The following is an 18,660-nucleotide window of genomic DNA, read 5'->3' as shown; positions in this document are numbered from 1 at the left end:
GCGAAGTTTAAAACTTCGCTTTTTTTATCTTATCATTACTTTTTAACTGGCTCGTATCTAGACGATTTATCATTATAAGCATACTTTGTTGATGAAGTTTTATTACTTAATGTAAAATCTCCATTTCCTAGTAAAGTAAACTGATATCCTTCGTTGCGTTTTTTGTAAACTGTTTGTGAAGCTGTTTTTAGTTTGTCTAAATACTCAATTTCTTGAACTTCAACAGCTTTTTGTGTATTACCTATTAACAATGTTTTTGTAGCAGGATTCCACAATTGATTTTCTGTAACTGCAGCAGTTTCTTTTTTACCTTTAGAATCTGTTTTTACAGTTTCATTCCAAGTTACACAATAAAAAGTATTCGTTTTGACTTTTACAGGAGAAACTTTTACGTTAGATGGCGCAAAATCAGCTCTGTTCTTTGACAAAACCATAGTGTCTTTAGTTGTAACTAAAACCAAATCATTCTTTTTATTAAATAATACTGATGCATCACCAGATTTTGCTAAAACACCAGCTGGAGTTTTTGCTGCTGTAGATTTCTTTTTCTTTTGTCCGTAAGAGAAACTCACAGATAATACCATTAATAGTAGTGCAATTTTTTTCATATTTTAAGTAGTTTATGGTTCACCAAGATATTAAAAATTTTGTTTAAAAAAACAAAAAATCGCGCCATAGAGTGCGATTAATTTTATTCTGCAATTGCATTAAGTAAAAGCTGTGCTGTTGCTTCGTTTGTAGCTAATGGGATATTGTGAACATCACATATCCTAATGAGCATATTAATATCTGGTTCATGAGGATGACTGCTCATAGGATCCTTAAAAAATAACACCATTTTGCATTTTCCTTCTGCAACTCGAGCTGCTATTTGTGCATCGCCACCGAGTGGGCCACTCAACATCTTTTTTACTTTAATTCCAGCAGCCTCTGCTTTACTTCCAGTAGTTCCAGTTGCGATGATTTTAATATTTTCTTTATGTAGAATATCAATATTTCTATTTAAAAACTGAACCATGTCAGCTTTTTTTCCGTCATGAGCTATTATTGCAATTTCCATGATTATTTGTTTAAAACGTGATATTCAATAAGTCCGTCGATTGGACGTCGCAATACATTTCCTAATTGGATTCCGTGTTTATCTAAAACACCTTTTAATTCATCTTTTAAATAAAAAGCTATTGAACCTATAAAATGAACAGGTACTTCTTTATAATTATCAAATTGCTTAATATAGTTATCTACAAAAGCTTCCATTTCTTCAAAAATATACTGACGGCAAAATTCGGTGTCTTTATGCTTGATTAAAAATTTTGCAAACGTTGCTAAATAAGCATTAGGATTAGGTTCTTTATATAAATTATGTTTTACAGGATCTGGTTCTACATTATATGTTGTTTCAAATTCCTTTGCCATGTCTTTTGGCATTTTATTAAAGTAATAACCACGCAATAAATGTCTTCCGAAACGATTTCCTGAGCAATCATCCATTGCGATATAACCTAAGGATTGTACTTTTTGATGTAAAACTTGTCCGTCGAAATAACTACAGTTTGAACCTGTTCCTAAAATGCTTACGATTGCTTTTTCTCCTTTTGGAGTTGTTGCATAAACGGCTGCATAGGTATCTTCATGTACAGTCACTATTGCGTTTTTAAAATACTCTTGAAAAACTTCGGTTAAAAAATTTTTCATTCTATCGGTACCACAACCAGCTCCGTAAAAAAACAAATGTGAAACTTGCTCTTTATTATGTGAAATATCAAAACGATCTTCTAATCGATTGATGATTTCGTCTTTTGATAAAACTTCAGGGTTTAATCCTAATGATTGCGTGGTGAACAATACTTTTCCAGTATCTTCTATGGAAATCCAATCGGCTTTTGTAGAGCCGCTATCTACTAGTAATTTCATTACGTTGGTTGGTTGTAATTTAAAAGTTGATTTAATTAGCCCTGATGGTAGCGGCATCCTTTTTTTGCTTTAACAAATGGCAAAAAAAGATATAGCGTACAGCAGCAGGAATAGCTTTAAATAAAAAATCCCGCCAATGTAAATTAACGGGATGATAAATATAGGTAATTATTTTAAACCTGATACGTGAACAGCTAAATCAATTAATTTGCTTGAATAACCGTATTCGTTATCGTACCAAGATACTAATTTGAAGAATGTTGAATTTAGTCCGATACCCGCTTTAGCATCAATAATTGAAGTACGTGAATCACCTAAGAAATCTTGAGAAACAACATCATCTTCTGTAAATCCAAGGATTCCTTTCATTGAAGTTTCTGAAGCATTTTTAAGAACCGACATGATTTCGTCGTAAGTTGTCTCTTTGGCTAATTTTACAGTCAAATCGACCACTGAAACGTCAGCAGTTGGTACACGCATAGACATTCCTGTAAGTTTTCCATTCAAATCAGGAATTACTTTTCCAACTGCTTTTGCAGCTCCTGTTTGTGACGGAATGATATTGATTAAAGCTGAACGACCACCACGGAAATCTTTTCTTGAAGGACCGTCAACTGTTAACTGAGTAGCTGTTGTAGCATGAATAGTAGTCATTAAACCTTCTACAATTCCGAAATTATCATTGATAACTTTTGCCAAAGGCGCTAAACAGTTTGTTGTACATGATGCATTAGAAACAATTTTATCATTTGCTGTTGCTTTCTCATGGTTAACTCCCATAACAAACATAGGCGCATCTGCTGAAGGTGCTGAAATTACAACTTTTTTAGCTCCGCCGTCTAGGTGTGCTTGAGCAGTTTCTAACGTTGTAAAAACACCTGTACATTCTGCTACTACATCAACATCTACTGATGCGTCGTCCCATTTGATTAATTTAGGATCTCTTTCTGCAGTAACACGAATGTATTTATCGTTTACATATAATTTTCCTTCTTTTACTTCTACTTTTCCGTCAAAACGACCATGAACTGAATCGTATTTTAATAAATAAGCTAAATGCTCAACATCTAATAAATCGTTTATGGCAACTACTTCTACATTATCTCTGTTAAATGTTTCTCTGAAAACAATACGACCAATACGGCCAAAACCATTAATTCCTAATCTTACTTTCATATTCGTTTTTTGCTTTAGGCTTTAAGCAATAGGCTTAAAGCTTTTCATTGTTCTTTGTTTTGTTTTTCTATTTATCATTCGCTTAAAGCTTACAGCCAAAAGCTTATTGTTTTTTTATGTAGACATTATGTCTGAAACTCGTAGTAATTCTTTATCTATTTTAGAACTTCCTTTTATTGCTTGTTCCAATGGAGTTAGGGTAACCTTATCTTGATACAGACCAACCATGAAGTTTGATTTTCCTTCTAAGATAGATTCAACTGCTTTTACTCCCAATCGTGAAGCTAAAACCCTATCGAAGCATGAAGGCGAACCACCGCGCTGCATGTGTCCTAAAACAGACACACGGACATCATATTCAGGCATGTGTTCTTCAACGTATTCTTTTAATTCGAAAACATTTTTACCAATTTTATCTCCTTCAGAGACCACCACAATGCTTGATGATTTTCCAGAAGCTTTACTTTTTTGCAAAGATTCTAAAAGACGCTCTAATCCTAAATCTTCTTCTGGAATAAGAATTTCCTCTGCTCCTGCTCCAATTCCTGCATTTAAAGCAATATGCCCAGCATCACGCCCCATTACTTCGACAAAAAATAAGCGATTGTGTGAACTGGCAGTATCTCGAATTTTATCTATACACTCTACAACAGTATTTAATGCTGTATCATAGCCTAAAGTATGACTTGTACCATAAATATCATTATCAATTGTACCAGGGATTCCCATAACTGGATATCCAAATTCGTTATTGAATATTTCAGCACCTGTAAAAGTTCCATCACCACCAATAACAACTAATGCATCTATACCAGCATTTACAAGGTTTTGGTGAGCTTTTTTACGTCCTTCAGTAGTTTTAAAATCTAACGAACGAGCTGACTTTAAAATTGTACCTCCTTTATTTACTATATTGTTTACTGAACGAGGACCCATTTCTTTAAAATCACCTTCAATCATTCCTTGGTAACCTCTATAAATCCCTATACATTCTATATTATGATAAGCACAAGTACGAACTACTGATCGAATCGCTGCATTCATTCCTGGAGAATCTCCTCCTGAGGTTAAAACCCCAATTTTTTTAATGTTTTTTGACATTTCAAAACGTTTGATATTGTAAAGTTAGTAAAGAAAATTAGTAATAATTCAGTGTAATGTTAAAAAACCGAGATAACTAAAATATTCAAACGTTTTCGTTAATAAGTTTTTAAAAATCAGCAAAAATTAGTTGGGATCTGGAGGCGTATCATCTTGATTTTTTGGTTTTTCGGTAGATTTTTTCTGACGTTGTTCAGTAAATTGAATAAAATCTGGTGACAAATCTGAATCAGGAACATCTTGTGGACTTTGATCCTGTTGCTTATTCTTTTTAGAATTTAATATTTTAGAAACTAATTCTTTGAAAGTATTAAAATCTACTTCATAAGAAATACCGACACCTTGAGTATAACCAATACCCTCACCTATATAATTAATATCATTTTCACGATTAAAAACCCTTGCTTTTAAAGATCCATCTTCGTTTAAACGTAATTGAATCTCAACATCACCAACAACAGCAGTTTCAGTGATACCACCCACTGGAACTCCTAATTTACCATTGATAGTAATTTTATCACTTATTTGTGTAGAAACTGTAACACCAATACGTCCATCTGTTTCAAGACCTTGATTGGTTTTACTTCCTTGTACGTAATTTGGTCTGATTTTTAATTTTGAATCTTCATCTGCAAAAATATCATCAAACAAACTATTTGCTCTCTCTAATAGATTTCCAGTAATGGCGTTTTCTGCAACTCCTTTATCACTTAAAAAGCTACCTGATGAAAGTAAATATATAGCTTGAGTTTGTCTAGTATCATTATCACTTAATTTATAGTCCAACTCAGATCTTAAAACTGAACTAACTGTTGGGAAATTAATTGAAATATCAGGAACAGGATTAGTTAACTTATCTGTTAACTTAATTACAACCTCCGTTGGAATTTTTTTATTGAATGAAGGATTTTCCAGCAACACTGCAGGATTAGCTTCAGTTTTATATACAGCCTCCATGTTAAGTGTTGCATTTAATGGATCCCCATCCCATGAAATAGAACCTCCTTTTTTCAATTCAAATTTCTTGTCAATAATTCCTCCATATTTAAAGTTATAAGTTCCTTCATATGCCTGGAAATCTCCCCACATATTGAATTTACCTAAAGTATTAATTTCCATTAAAAGCGATCCGAAACCACGACCTTTTAAGCCGTGACCGGTACTTTTGTTAATTATCACCTCAATCTCAGCATCTGGTGTAATATCTAACTCAAAATTTAGCTCAACACCATCATATTTTTTTGTTTTGGGACCTTTACCTATTGCTTCAGCTAGTTTTTCTTTAGCAGAAGTAAATTTTATATAATCTCGTTCCGAAGAAGTTTCAGAATCGCTAATAGGAATTTTGATTGATGTTCCTTTTTCAGATTTTGCATTTACATTAATTACTAATCCATTTAAAGGCCCACGAATCGATGCATCTCCATTAATAAAAGCTGTCCCATAATACAATGCATCGTCAGAATCTTTTGTATTTAGTGCCAATAACCTTTTCGAATCAACATTCAAGTCTAAATACCAATCTGCAAACTTAGTGTGTCGTATAGAACCACTCAATACTCCTTGAGTTTTAAACTTAGTATCAATGAGATCAATATTTCTGAAGGTAAACTGATTTTCTGTTATATCGACAATGGCATTGTTTTCGAAATCATAATCAGCATTTAAATACGGTATTTTTAAGCCTGCTTTGTTAAGATAAAGCCTTCCGGTTATATCAGGATTTTCAAAATCACCTTCAAATTTTGCGGCACCTGAAGCCAGCCCTCTAATATTGGTTATAATATTTCCTCCCAAAGGGCTAAATGCCCCCATATTAAATTCATCAAGTCTTAAGTCTAAATCAAGAGTTGTTTTTTTATCTTCAGCATATACAAAACCTTGAGCGGTAAATGATTCTAACCCTTCATTTCTAAGAACCGAATTAACTTCAAAATTCTTGAAAGTGTTATCACCTTTTACACTTAAATCTAGCTTTCCTAAATGATAATTATTAATTCCTAAACTATCGATTGTCACTAAAGCTGTAGGTTCATAGATTGATTTTCTTTGTTTATAATCAATCATCCCGTTTACATTTCCTTTAAGTTTTAAGCTATCAATAGAAGGTGTAATTTTATCTAGATGTACATTATTGAAAGTAAGTTTAAGATCTTTATAAGTTGAATCTTTTATTACTCCCATCAAATTAACCATTTGATTTTCATGAGACATCGAAATTTTTTCAATGTCAAACTCAGTTAATTTTTTATTAAAAACAATTTTATTGTCTTTAGATTCATCTTCATTTAGAAACCACAGAACATCTTTGAAATTAACTTCCGATTTTTTTATACCAACAACACTCCTCTTATCTTCATTTATTGTGTGGTATAAGTTTAAATTATAATAATCTTCTGCTTTATTTCCGCCTTTAAATTCAGTTCTAAAAAACAAAGTATCATTTGCAGTAACATTAATCAAGCTTAAGTCTGAAACTTTATAATGCTTTGTTTTTATACTATCCATCTCAATATAAGCATTATAAAGAGGGTTTTTATTGTCTATATCAATATTTACATTGTCAAATTGATTGTTGTAAGCAGTAATACTAGGAGATTTAAAATTAAACTTAAATTCGCCATTATCAGAATTAATATATCCTTTTGCGAAAGTATTTTCTCCAAGCGAAACCTCTGGATAAAAAATTTCAATTAATTTACTGTAAACATTAAAATCAAATTTAATATACTGTCCTTTTTTAACTTTATTAGGAGAATAGTTTGCGTAAAGACTTCCTAATGAATTTTCGATTAACTTCATTAATTGGCTAAACTGGAATTTACCTTCTATTTTTCCATCAATAATATCTGGTGAATTAACTGTAATTGTTCTCACACGATTTTCATCAAAAGATGATTTAATCATGAAATCATCAAAGAAATAAGTATCCTTATTGTTTTCGTAAGATGTTTTATTTATGTAAACATCGCCATGCAAATTATCTATAGAATTACCATGCAAATTCATTAATACATCACCTCTAAAAACAGAAACTGAATCGGCTGTATAAATTTTTAGTTTTTCAAGGTTTGCATATTCCACTTTTGCATGAAAATCATATTTGTTTTCTCTTTTACTTAAATCGAGATTACCATCAAATTCCATTACTAAATTAGGATCATTTGCTGTAATGTTTCCTTTAAAAACAGATTTGACCATTGTACCGTCTACAACAATGTTTTTATAATTGTATTTATTGTAATAAACGCTTTGAACTTTTCCTTTTAATTTGGTGTCTAAGTATTTTTCTGTGAATCCTTTTCCGTCTACATCGACATCTAAATTTACAACACCAATATCCTCTCGAGATAAAAACTTTCCTAAATCAAAATTATCAAACTTTATATTTCCTACATATGTTGCATTATCAATATTATTGATATTTGTCATACTCAAATTTGACTGAGCATTTCCTAATGCTGTTTTCAATATAATATTAGCTTTTACTGTTTTAAGAGTAACTTCTGTAGTTCCCGAAAGAGTGAAAGTTCCAAACTTCTTAAAGGTTGATGGTAAATTATCTCCAAGAACTCTTGGTAAAAGAGCATCAAGATTATCGTAAGTAGATGATATTTTAGAAAAATTACCTTTCATGTAGAAAGCATCTTTTTCCTTTGAAAACAAATTTTTAAAAGTAAAATTCCCAACAATAATTGAATTGTTTTTATCTCTTAAATTTAGATTTTTAGCAGTAAAATCATTTAAGGTTCCTAAAATTTTACCTCTTAAATTAAATTGTTGATTTTTACCAAATTCTCCATAAAAAAGATTTAATTCATTTGTCGATACTGAAGCTTTATCGATTTTTACATCAAATACAACTTTATTATTGAAATCTGAGAAATCTTCTCTCTTATAACGTAATTCTAAGTCTCCTACCAAATTAGATTCATTAGTTTTTAAATCTAAATTTTTAAGATGTATGTTTTTCTTAGTATATGTAAAATCAGAATTTAAATTATCAACTATTAAACCTCTATGATCTAAGAAGCTCATTTCATTGATTTTTGTAGTCACATCTGGCCCATACACCATAAAGTTTGAAGTATGAGCATTAAGCTTTGTAAAGTCAATAACCTTAGGTGTTTTTAAATTTTCATCTATATATAAAAAATGACCATTTAAAAGATGAATATCTTTTGCCTTTAACAAAAATTTCTTTTTACTTTTCTTAGTTGGTTTATCTTCATCAAAAAGAGCAATGAATTTGTCAAGATTAGTATCTCTTTCGCCTTTATAATTTTTAAGATGAAAATCTATTCCATGGAGTCGAACTTCTCCAAAATGCAAATCTCCATCAACTAATTTCTTAAAATCAAGAATATTTGTTTTTAAAATTTGAATATGAAAAAGCGTATCTTTCTTATAATCCTTAACTAAAACATTTTTTAATTTGACTCCACCAAAAATAGATACGTTGGCATTTTCTACTGTAATATCTGTACCAAAATCCTCATTAAGTCTTTCTGTCGCGTATTGAGCAAGCTTTGTTTGAACTACTGGAAGAGATAGAAGAATACCTAAGGTAAGTATAAGTAAAACTAACCCTAGCAGGAAAAACAAAACAATTTTTCTAAGTTTTTTTAGGCCTGTATTTTTTTTAGTTTCTTCCAAGGATTTATTTTCGAAAAGTGAAGCGATTCAATAAGATGCAATTCCAATAAAAATCTTTAATTTTGGGCTTCGATGTAAAATTAATTATTTTAAATTGGTTTTTCAAAATATAACACAAATTCTGTGCCCTTTATTATGTCTAAATCTCCTATTTATATATTAGCAATAGAAAGTTCATGTGATGATACTGCTGCTGCAGTTCTTAAAGATAGTAAAGTATTGTCGAATGTTGTGGCTAGACAAGAAATCCATGAAGAATATGGAGGTGTAGTTCCTGAATTAGCTTCCAGAGCTCACCAACAAAATATTGTACCTGTTGTAGATGTTGCATTAAAAAAAGCCGGAATAGATAAAAATGACCTTTCAGGGATTGCTTTTACACAAGGCCCTGGATTAATGGGATCGCTTTTGGTAGGTAGTTCTTTTGCTAAATCATTAGCTATGTCATTACAAGTTCCTTTAATGGCAGTTCATCATATGCATGCTCATGTTTTAGCACATTTTATAGATGAAGAAGGTTATGATAAACCCGAATTTCCTTTTTTAGCCATGACTATTTCAGGTGGACATACTCAAATTATTAAAGTGAATAGTTTTTTTGATATGGAAATTATAGGCGAAACAACTGATGATGCAGTTGGAGAAGCCTTTGATAAAACCGCAAAAATATTAGGACTTCCCTATCCTGGTGGACCATTAATAGATAAATATGCTAAAGAAGGAAATCCAAAAGTATATCAATTTACAAAACCTAAAGTTGACGGACTTAACTTTAGCTTTAGTGGTTTAAAAACTCAAATATTATATTTTATTCAAAAAAATGTAAAGGAAAATCCTAATTTTATTGAAGAAAATAAAGCTGATATTTGTGCCTCAATACAAAACATCATCATTCAAATTTTGATGGATAAAATTAAAATGGCTGTTGAAGAAACTGGAATTAATCAAATTGCAATTGGCGGTGGAGTATCTGCTAATTCCGGAATTAGAATAACATTAAAAGAAGCTGAAAGTAAATACGGATGGAAAACTTTTGTTCCAAAATTTGAATACACAACAGATAATGCTGCCATGATTGGTATTGTTGGTTATCATAAATATTTAGAAAATAAATTTGAAGATTCATCAGTAGTATCTAAAGCTAGAATAGAATTTTAATATGCAGTTATTTTATAATCCTGATATAAATACAAATAGTTCAGAGTTTTCTTTTGACAAAGAAGAAAGCAAACATATTTCTAAAGTATTACGTAAGAAAGAAGGCGATATTTTATTTGTTACCAATGGATTAGGATTCTTATTTCATTCAGAAATTGTTTTAGCATCTGAAAAAAAATGCACTGTAAAAATTACTAAAACCGAAACACAAAAGCATACAGAATTTTACACCCATATTGCAGTTGCACCAACAAAAATGAATGAACGCTTTGAATGGTTTCTAGAAAAAGCAACCGAGATTGGTATTCATGAAATCACTCCTGTAATATGTGATCATTCAGAAAGAAAATCAATTAAAACTGAACGCTTCGATAAAATCATTCAATCTGCAATGAAACAATCTAATCAGTTTTACTTACCAAAACTAAACGAGCCCATTTCTTTTAAGGATTTTATCAATAAAAAAAATGATGGTGTTTTGTGTATTGCTCACTGTGAAGAAACAAACAAAAAACTTCTTAAAGAAATTACAAAACCTAAAACCAAACACACAATCTTAATAGGTCCCGAAGGTGATTTTTCAACAAAAGAAATTGAATTGGCTCTTAAAAATGATTATATTCCAGTGTCATTAGGAAACACCCGTTTAAGAACCGAAACTGCAGCATTAGTAGCTTGTCATAGCATTGTTTTTAGTAATGAATAAAATGAAAAAAATAGTTTTACTCACAATTTTATTTTATTGTAACCTAGGGTTTTCTCAGGAAATTGCACTATTAAAATATAATGGTGGCGGTGATTGGTATGCCAATCCAACATCATTACCCAACTTAATAAAGTTTTGCAATTCAAACATCAATACTAGAATAAAAACTAAACCAAGTACAGTATCACCAGGAAGTCCTGATATATTTTCATATCCTTTTATACATATGACAGGACATGGAAACGTAATTTTCAATAATCAAGAAATCGAAAACCTTAGAAATTATTTAACAAGTGGCGGTTTCTTACATATCGATGATAATTATGGAATGGATAAATACATAAGAAACGAAATAAAAAAACTTTTTCCAAATAACGATTTAGTCGAGTTACCATCAACTCATACCATATTTCAAAAACCATTTTCTTTTCCAAGCGGATTACCAAAAATCCATGAACACGAAGCAAAAAGACCTCAAGCTTTTGGAGTGTTTATTAATAATAAACTAGTACTACTTTACACTTTCGAATGTGATTTAGGTGATGGATGGGAAGATTTCGAAGTGCATAACGACCCAAAAGAAGTTAGAGAAAAAGCCTTAAAAATGGGAGCCAACATAATTAATTATGTCTTTGAAAATTAAAACTCTAAAAATCCATCTAATAATAGACGATAAAATCTAGAACAAACTAAATATTCTAATTAACTTAGATTATACATAAATATCTACTTTTCTATTTTCACATTCTCTTTCCTCAGCTCAGAACAGGTACCATAATCGATAAACAAAAAAATATAAACTATGATTTATTAGTACTTAAAAAAAATTATAAAATTTAACATTTTTTACACAATAAAAAAAAACAAACATTTAAAAGTGCAAAATTTGGTTTGTTAAGAAATAAATTATAGAATTGTTATACCATTTAACAAAAAAAATTAATAATTTATTAATTAAACCAAACTAATTATGAAAAAATTATTGTTAAGTGCTTCAGTAGCATTATTAATGTTTTCTTGTCAAAAAGACAATGATACAGTAACTGAAGACCAATCAACAACTACTGCTTCCGCTCACAGAGGATGTGCTTCACAAGAAGTTTTAGAGCAACAATTAAGAGAAGATCCAGGATTAGCTCAAAGAATGGCTGACATTGAAGCTCAGACTCAAAAAGCCTTAACTACAGGGAGATTAGTTAATGGGAAAATTGAAATTCCAGTTGTTGTTAATGTATTATATAGAACAGCAGCTGAAAACATTTCTTTAGCTCAAATTCAATCACAAATTGATGTGCTAAACAAAGATTTCAACGCTCAAAATTCAGATTACAATCAAGTACCTGCTTTATTCTCAGGAGTAAAAGCAAATGTTGGAATTTCATTTGTATTAGACCAAGTAATTAGAAAATCTACAACTAAATCATCTTGGGGAACAAGAGATGCTATGAAAAAATCTAAACAAGGTGGTATTGACCCAACTTCTCCAACAACCAAATTAAACCTTTGGATTTGTACAATTGGTGGTGGTATTTTAGGATATGCTCAATTCCCTGGAGGTTCATCTTCAACTGATGGTGTTGTAATAGATTCTAAATATACAGGTGTCACTAGCGATTCAGGCTCTAGTTATCCTTATAATTTAGGAAGAACTGCTACTCACGAAGTTGGTCACTGGATGAATTTACGTCACATTTGGGGAGATGCAACTTGTGGATCTGACTTAGTATCAGATACACCAGTTCATAATGCAGCTAATTATGGTGTTCCAGCTTATCCTCACTATAGTACTTGTACTGGCACTCCTGTCGAAATGACAATGAACTACATGGACTATACTGACGATAGAGGAATGTACATGTTCTCATTAGGTCAAAAAGCTAGAATTGATGCAATTTTTGTTGCTGGAGGAGCTAGAAATTCTTTTGCTCAACCATAATCGATATAACATACACAAATCAAAACTCGCTCAATGAGCGAGTTTTTTCATTATCAATCGATTAGAATATTAAAAACAATAATTTTAAAACAAAAAATCCTACAAAAGTTATTAACAATCCACACTATCTAAAGCCTTATATTTATTAGTTTTCTTAAGTTATCAACAATTTTTATAAATTAAAAAAAATAAACCTTAGAACAATAATTACTTTATTTTTTTGTTAAATAAACTTAAAATATTTAGTATTGCGTCGCAATTAATTAAAAAACCAAAATTATTAACCAAACCAAAAAACTATGAAAAAATTATTATTGACTGCTTCTGCAGCATTATTAATGTTCTCTTGTCAAAATGACAATGAATCAATCTCTAATGAAACAAATACTGTTGATGCTTCTGCACACAGAGGTTGTGCTTCACAAGAAGTATTAGAGGCACAATTAAGAGCAAATCCAGAATTAGCTACTAGAATGGCTAAATTTGAAAGAATTGCTAACGAAGCTATAAAAACTGGAAGATTAGTAAACGGGGTTATGGAAATTCCTGTAGTGTTCAATGTATTATACAGAACTACTGCTGAAAACATTTCTTTAGCTCAATTGCAGTCACAGATTGACGTTTTAAACAGAGACTTCTCTGCAACTAATACTGATTACAATACAGCTAACAATCCTTATTCATCTGTTCGTAGTGGTAATACAAATATTAGATTTGTATTAGATCAAGTGATCCGTAAATCAACTACAAAAACTTCTTGGGGAACTAATGACGCGATGAAAAAATCATCTCAAGGTGGTATCGATGCAACTTCTCCTACTACTAAATTAAATTACTGGGTATGTACTATCGGTGGTGGAATTCTAGGATATGCCCAATTTCCTGGAGGTGCTGCAGCTACAGATGGTGTTGCAATTGATTCTAAATATACTGGTAATACTGGTACAGCAACTTATCCATTTAACTTAGGTAGAACTGCAACTCATGAAATTGGTCACTGGTTAAACTTACGTCACATTTGGGGAGACGCTACTTGTGGATCTGATTTAGTATCTGATACTCCGGTTCACAATGCAGCTAATTATGGTGTTCCAGCGGTAGGTCATAGATCAACTTGTTCAGGTACTCCTCTTGAAATGTATATGAACTATATGGATTATACTGATGATAGAGGAATGTATATGTTCTCAGTTGGTCAAAAAACTAGAATGAATGCTGTTTTTGCAGTTGGTGCTGCTAGAGCTTCTTTTAGATAATCTTTGTAAATATAATATGATAAAACTCGCTCATAGTAGCGAGTTTTTTTATTATATTCGTTTCTTAAATCATTCACAAATGAATTCAAAAGCAATTGCTAATGGTATTGTTCGTGCTGTTTTAATACTTGCACTTATTTCGGTTATCATTTATTTTCTATATAAAATCCAACTTGTTATAGCATACATTTTAGTTTCTATAATATTGTCAATGATAGGAACTCCAATTGTTGATTTTTTAAGAAAAAAATTAAAATTTAAACTTACTACCGCTGTTGTTTTTACTTTATTATTTTATGGATTAATTATTTTTGGATTTATAATGATGTTCATTCCATTAATAACCACACAAGGACAAAAATTATCCTTATTAGATTCTAATGCATTACAATCACAAATTAATGAACTGACAATCCAAATAAAAAGTTTTTTAGATAACAGAGGAGTAAACGGAAGTAAATTAATGAAGGAATACAATTTAATTTCCAAATTAAATTTTAATTTTCTTTCAGATTTTTTAAACAACACTCTCAATACCATTAGTAATATAGGAATGGGATTAGCCTCTGTTTTTTTTATTACTTTTTTCTTTTTGAAAGAACGAGTTATATTCTTGAAAATATTTAAATATATACTTCCAGATGAGCATGAAGAAAAAATATTAAATTCAGTATCTCAAATCAACGTTCTTCTTTCAAGATATTTTTTAGGAATTTTACTGCAACTATTTATAATCTTTATTTTATACTTGATTGTTTTACTTGTTTTTGGTGTAGAAAATGCATTTATCATTGCTTTTTTATGCGCTTTTTTAAATATAATTCCTTATGTGGGACCACTAATTGGAACTGTTTTAGCTGTAATTCTGACACTACTAGGAAATTTCACAGGAACATTTACTCATGAAATGTTAATGACAACTATTTATGTTATGATTGGATTTTTCGCAGTTCAATTTATTGACAACAACATAAGTCAACCTTATATTTTTTCAAATAGTACAAAATCACATCCACTTGAAATATTTTTAATAATACTTATTTTTGGCTTTTTGTTTGGAATATTAGGAATGATAATAGCTGTTCCAGTATATACAATTTTAAAAGTTGTAGGAAAAGAATTCCTACCTGAAAACCGAATCATACAATCATTAACCAAAGATTTATAACTTTGAATAAAGATTTACTCAAGTCTGAAGTCCAAAAATTTATAAACGAATCATTAGAAGCTAATTTTTCTAAAATTGCTTTATTAAAGAACCCGTTTCCAGAAATTTCATGGACAGAAATTCTAACTCAAATTGCATCTAAAGCAAAAGCCAAAACAAAACTCCCAACATGGTTTAATACTAATAATATTATTTATCCGAGTAAAATATCTATTGAACAAACCTCTTCTGAAATAACTGCAAATTATAAAGCAAAATTAATTTCAGGTGATTCAATAATTGATTTAACAGGTGGTTTTGGAATAGATGATTATTATTTTTCTAAAGTTTTTTTTAAAGTAGTTCATTGTGAATTAAATCAAGAATTACATGAAATTGTAAAAAACAATTTTTTATCTCTTTCTGTTGAAAATATTGAATTTTACAAGGGTGATAGTTTAGATATTCTTAAAAATTTAAATTCAAAATTTGATTGGATTTATATAGACCCTTCAAGAAGAAACGAGGCAAAAGGGAAAGTTTTCATGCTTAAAGATTGTTTACCAAACGTCCCAGAAAATTTGGATTTATATTTTACTTTTTCTGATAACATCTTGATTAAAACTGCTCCTCTTCTGGATATATCTGCTGGTTTGTCAGAATTAAAAAACGTTTCAGAAATTCACGTTGTAGCCATCAATAATGAAGTGAAAGAGCTTTTATGGATACTTAAAAAGAATTTTCTTGGAGGTCAAAAAATAAAAACAATAAACATCTCTAAAGATAAGGACGAAATTTTTGACTTTGATTTAGTTAGCAATGATGATTTACCAACCTTTTCTGAACCAAAAAAATATCTTTACGAACCTAATAGTGCAATTTTAAAATCTGGAGGGTTCAATAACGTAGCCATTAAATATAATTTATCAAAACTACAGCAGCACTCCCATTTATATACATCAGAAGAGTTAATTAAATTCCCTGGAAGGAGCTTTAAGATCAATCAAACATTTGAATACAACAAGGCTAATATGAAGGAGTCTTTAATGAATCTAAAAGCCAATATTACTACACGAAATTTTCCAGAAAGTGTAGAAGAACTTCGAAAAAAATGGAAAATAAAAGACGGAGGAGAACTATATTCTTTTTTTACGACAGATAAAACTAATCGCAAAATTGTTTTAATTTGCGACAAAATTTAAAAAAATGCGTTTCTATATTATTACAATAGCTTTACTAATTCAATCAGTTGCTTTTTCTCAAAAAAAATGTGAATATGATGTAAACATTAATGACTCTTTAGGAAATTATAAAGAAACAAAAACTAATCTGGTCTATGAGAAAGTATTTGGTAACTCAAAAGAATTAGTATTTTTTACTTTGGCTGTTGATAACGGAACACCTATTTTAAAGCTTCAAATTATACAAAAAGACAAAGATTTTATTAATCCAAAATGTATTGATGAAAAGTCTAGAATTTTTTTACAACTAAATAGTGGCAAAATTTATACTTTAATCGCTAATGAAAATAAATGTGATAATTTAATTTACAATTCTGTTGATAAGGAAAATAACAGAATATTGGACGCAAACTTTTTGTTTGTAAAAAATGACTTTGAAGATTTAAAAAATTCACCAATAATGTTGATGAAAATTAGATTTGCCAATGAAGAAAAAGAATATTTTCTTCAAAAGGAGCTGGTATCAGAAAAAGTTGCGTCTAAGACAAAACCTTCTTTATTCTTTATTGATTACTTCCACTGTATCGAACAATAAAACTAATCACACTCCCAATTAAAATTTGAAAGTTTATCCTTTTTAGCATCAGTTAAATTATAATGCCACCACTCTGAATCAAAAGATTCAAAACCGTATTTAAGCATTATTTTTTTTAACATTTTTCTATTTTTTATTACTTCAGAGGATAAATTCGAAAAAAAATGTGAGGATTCAGGACCAAAATGATCAAATTTTGTACCCATATCTAACTCCTTTCCATTTTTGTCAACCAAAGTAATGTCAACAGCTCCTCCTCTATTATGTATTGAACCTCTCTTGGGATTAGCTACATAAGTTGCATTAGGAACTATTTCCCACATTCTTTTTTGCACATCTAAAGGACGATAACAATCAAACAATTTTATTTTGTATCCTTTTTTAATGAACTCTTTATTTGCTTCTACTAGCGATTTTATCGTTTTACTTCTCAAATAACAAGAACCGCAATCATAAACTTTTGATTTAAGAAAATTATCATCTGTCGCATATTTCATATCAAGAATAAAATCTTTGCTATAATCCGAAAGATTTACAAAAACTGAATCATTTACTAACTTATTTAGCATACTAATATCATTACTTTTGGAAAAAGTTGATTCAGCAATCAAATTTGTATTAGTTGCTGTTTTGCATGAAAACAAAGTAAAAATGTAAATTGAAGCTAGCATTCTTTTTAATTTCATTTAATAATTCTTTTTAGGAAATTTAGTCAAAAAATTGGAATTATAAAATTCAAATTTATTAATAATAATGAACTAAGTTTAATTAAAAAACAGAGACAACAAACAAATAAATTCTATTCAATATTTTTCTCTCATTTGTCTATTTTCAAAACTCTTTGAGAAATTTAAAATTCATATATTTACCCCCTTGTTTGATAAAATTGCGTTATACAAATAGCTAATCCTGTAATCTTAAATAAATTAATTTTAGTTATCAAGATGGAAAAACATACTGTATCTCTACAAAATAATCCAATACCAAATAATTTGATTAGGAAAGCTGATTTATTGCCCGATCCAGCATCTCGATTAGATTCTATGGAAATGAAAGAAAAACCTCTTGGAGATTCTAGTATTCCGTTTAGAAATTTAGAAAGCCCAACAAGTAAAAAGGAAAGCATAGAACAATTAATAAATAAATTGAATGTAGCTGAAAATCTTAGATATCAACGAACGGTAGAAGATACATATTGCAATGTTTACTCTTATGATTATTGCTATTTCTCCAAAGTATACCTTCCAACAGTTTGGTGGACAGATGAGTCTCTAGAAAAGATAATGATGGGACAGGAAGTAGAAGCTGTTTTTGAACAAACTGTTGATCGTATTTATTCGAGTGCAATACACGATTGGTTCTTAGAATGGGGAGCAAGTTTTGGTTGGAAAAGAATGTTCACAGCTGATGAAATTCAAAATAAAGTAAATACTGAAGGTGGTATTGGGATAATTTGTGCTAAAAGAAAAGAAAAAGGCCTTTCTGGGCATATTGTACCTGTTGTACCTGAGACGAATTTACATAAAGCTTATCGAGAAAACGGCATAGTAATTTATCCACTACAATCGCAAGCAGGAAAGATTAATTACAACTATTTTTCTGAAGTTAGGAAGGATTGGTGGAATGACGAATTGTATTCCTCTTATGTATTTTATTACCATGAATAAGCATAATCAGGCTAATTTTTTCAACATCAAAAAAAATTGATTCTCAATATTAACTACTTGGAAATAAGATAATAAAAAACTACTTTTGCAACTTAGAAAAACCATGAATGTTGAAAGTTAGAATCTCACCATTCTTCTTCTTAAATTATTGATATAAAAGTGATTAA

General features: G+C 30.0%; 16 protein-coding genes. 9 read left to right on the top strand and 7 right to left on the bottom strand.

Annotated elements, in window-relative coordinates; translation table 11 throughout:
• Positions 1-35 precede the first annotated feature (35 nt).
• The 6 genes from LJY17_RS03385 to LJY17_RS03360 form a co-directional block, all read right to left on the bottom strand.
• Positions 36-608: a hypothetical protein gene (locus LJY17_RS03385; protein ID WP_264542446.1), complete on the bottom strand. Its 573-nt coding sequence runs from the start codon at positions 606-608 to the stop codon at positions 36-38.
• Positions 609-691: 83 nt separating this feature from the next.
• On the bottom strand, positions 692-1,060 hold the full coding sequence (locus tag LJY17_RS03380; RefSeq protein WP_264542445.1) for a methylglyoxal synthase: 369 nt from the start codon (positions 1,058-1,060) through the stop codon (positions 692-694).
• A 2-nt stretch (positions 1,061-1,062) separates the two neighbouring features.
• Positions 1,063-1,914, bottom strand: coding sequence for an N-acetylglucosamine kinase (locus LJY17_RS03375; protein WP_264542444.1), 852 nt, complete (start codon positions 1,912-1,914; stop codon positions 1,063-1,065).
• Between the two features lie 168 nt (positions 1,915-2,082).
• Positions 2,083-3,090, bottom strand: coding sequence for a type I glyceraldehyde-3-phosphate dehydrogenase (gap, locus tag LJY17_RS03370; RefSeq protein WP_264542443.1), 1,008 nt, complete (start codon positions 3,088-3,090; stop codon positions 2,083-2,085).
• Positions 3,091-3,204: 114 nt separating this feature from the next.
• Complete coding sequence (pfkA, locus tag LJY17_RS03365) at positions 3,205-4,191, bottom strand: 6-phosphofructokinase (RefSeq protein WP_264542442.1); 987 nt, start codon at positions 4,189-4,191, stop codon at positions 3,205-3,207.
• Positions 4,192-4,317: 126 nt separating this feature from the next.
• Positions 4,318-8,847, bottom strand: a complete 4,530-nt coding sequence (locus LJY17_RS03360) for a translocation/assembly module TamB domain-containing protein (RefSeq protein ID WP_264542441.1) — start codon at positions 8,845-8,847, stop codon at positions 4,318-4,320.
• A gap of 135 nt (positions 8,848-8,982) precedes the next feature.
• Here LJY17_RS03360 and tsaD point away from each other — a divergent pair, with 135 nt between their 5' ends.
• From tsaD to LJY17_RS03320, 8 genes are all read left to right on the top strand, one after another.
• Entirely contained in the window at positions 8,983-10,005 is a 1,023-nt protein-coding gene (gene tsaD / locus LJY17_RS03355) for a tRNA (adenosine(37)-N6)-threonylcarbamoyltransferase complex transferase subunit TsaD (RefSeq protein WP_264542440.1), read from the top strand.
• A gap of 1 nt (position 10,006) precedes the next feature.
• Positions 10,007-10,711, top strand: coding sequence for a 16S rRNA (uracil(1498)-N(3))-methyltransferase (locus LJY17_RS03350; RefSeq protein WP_264542439.1), 705 nt, complete (start codon positions 10,007-10,009; stop codon positions 10,709-10,711).
• Between the two features lies 1 nt (position 10,712).
• Complete coding sequence (locus LJY17_RS03345) at positions 10,713-11,354, top strand: DUF4159 domain-containing protein (RefSeq protein ID WP_264542438.1); 642 nt, start codon at positions 10,713-10,715, stop codon at positions 11,352-11,354.
• 327 nt (positions 11,355-11,681) lie between these two features.
• Entirely contained in the window at positions 11,682-12,647 is a 966-nt protein-coding gene (locus LJY17_RS03340) for a zinc metalloprotease (RefSeq protein WP_264542437.1), read from the top strand.
• A 299-nt stretch (positions 12,648-12,946) separates the two neighbouring features.
• Entirely contained in the window at positions 12,947-13,903 is a 957-nt protein-coding gene (locus LJY17_RS03335; protein WP_264542436.1) for a zinc metalloprotease, read from the top strand.
• A 79-nt stretch (positions 13,904-13,982) separates the two neighbouring features.
• Positions 13,983-15,071, top strand: a complete 1,089-nt coding sequence (locus tag LJY17_RS03330; RefSeq protein ID WP_264542435.1) for an AI-2E family transporter — start codon at positions 13,983-13,985, stop codon at positions 15,069-15,071.
• Between the two features lie 2 nt (positions 15,072-15,073).
• On the top strand, positions 15,074-16,252 hold the full coding sequence (locus tag LJY17_RS03325; protein WP_264542434.1) for a class I SAM-dependent methyltransferase: 1,179 nt from the start codon (positions 15,074-15,076) through the stop codon (positions 16,250-16,252).
• A 4-nt stretch (positions 16,253-16,256) separates the two neighbouring features.
• Positions 16,257-16,826: a hypothetical protein gene (locus LJY17_RS03320; RefSeq protein ID WP_264542433.1), complete on the top strand. Its 570-nt coding sequence runs from the start codon at positions 16,257-16,259 to the stop codon at positions 16,824-16,826.
• Positions 16,827-16,828: 2 nt separating this feature from the next.
• On the opposite strand, the gene LJY17_RS03315 is transcribed toward LJY17_RS03320, so the two are convergent.
• Positions 16,829-17,512: a M15 family metallopeptidase gene (locus tag LJY17_RS03315; protein WP_413614504.1), complete on the bottom strand. Its 684-nt coding sequence runs from the start codon at positions 17,510-17,512 to the stop codon at positions 16,829-16,831.
• A gap of 258 nt (positions 17,513-17,770) precedes the next feature.
• Here LJY17_RS03315 and LJY17_RS03310 point away from each other — a divergent pair, with 258 nt between their 5' ends.
• Complete coding sequence (locus LJY17_RS03310) at positions 17,771-18,493, top strand: hypothetical protein (protein WP_264542432.1); 723 nt, start codon at positions 17,771-17,773, stop codon at positions 18,491-18,493.
• Positions 18,494-18,660 lie beyond the last annotated feature (167 nt).

The organism is Flavobacterium hankyongi (assembly GCF_036840915.1).
In the GTDB taxonomy this organism is placed as follows: Bacteria; Bacteroidota; Bacteroidia; order Flavobacteriales; family Flavobacteriaceae; genus Flavobacterium; species Flavobacterium hankyongi.
Note: the sequence above shows the minus strand (reverse complement) of the source record. Positions and strands in the feature narration are given on the sequence as shown.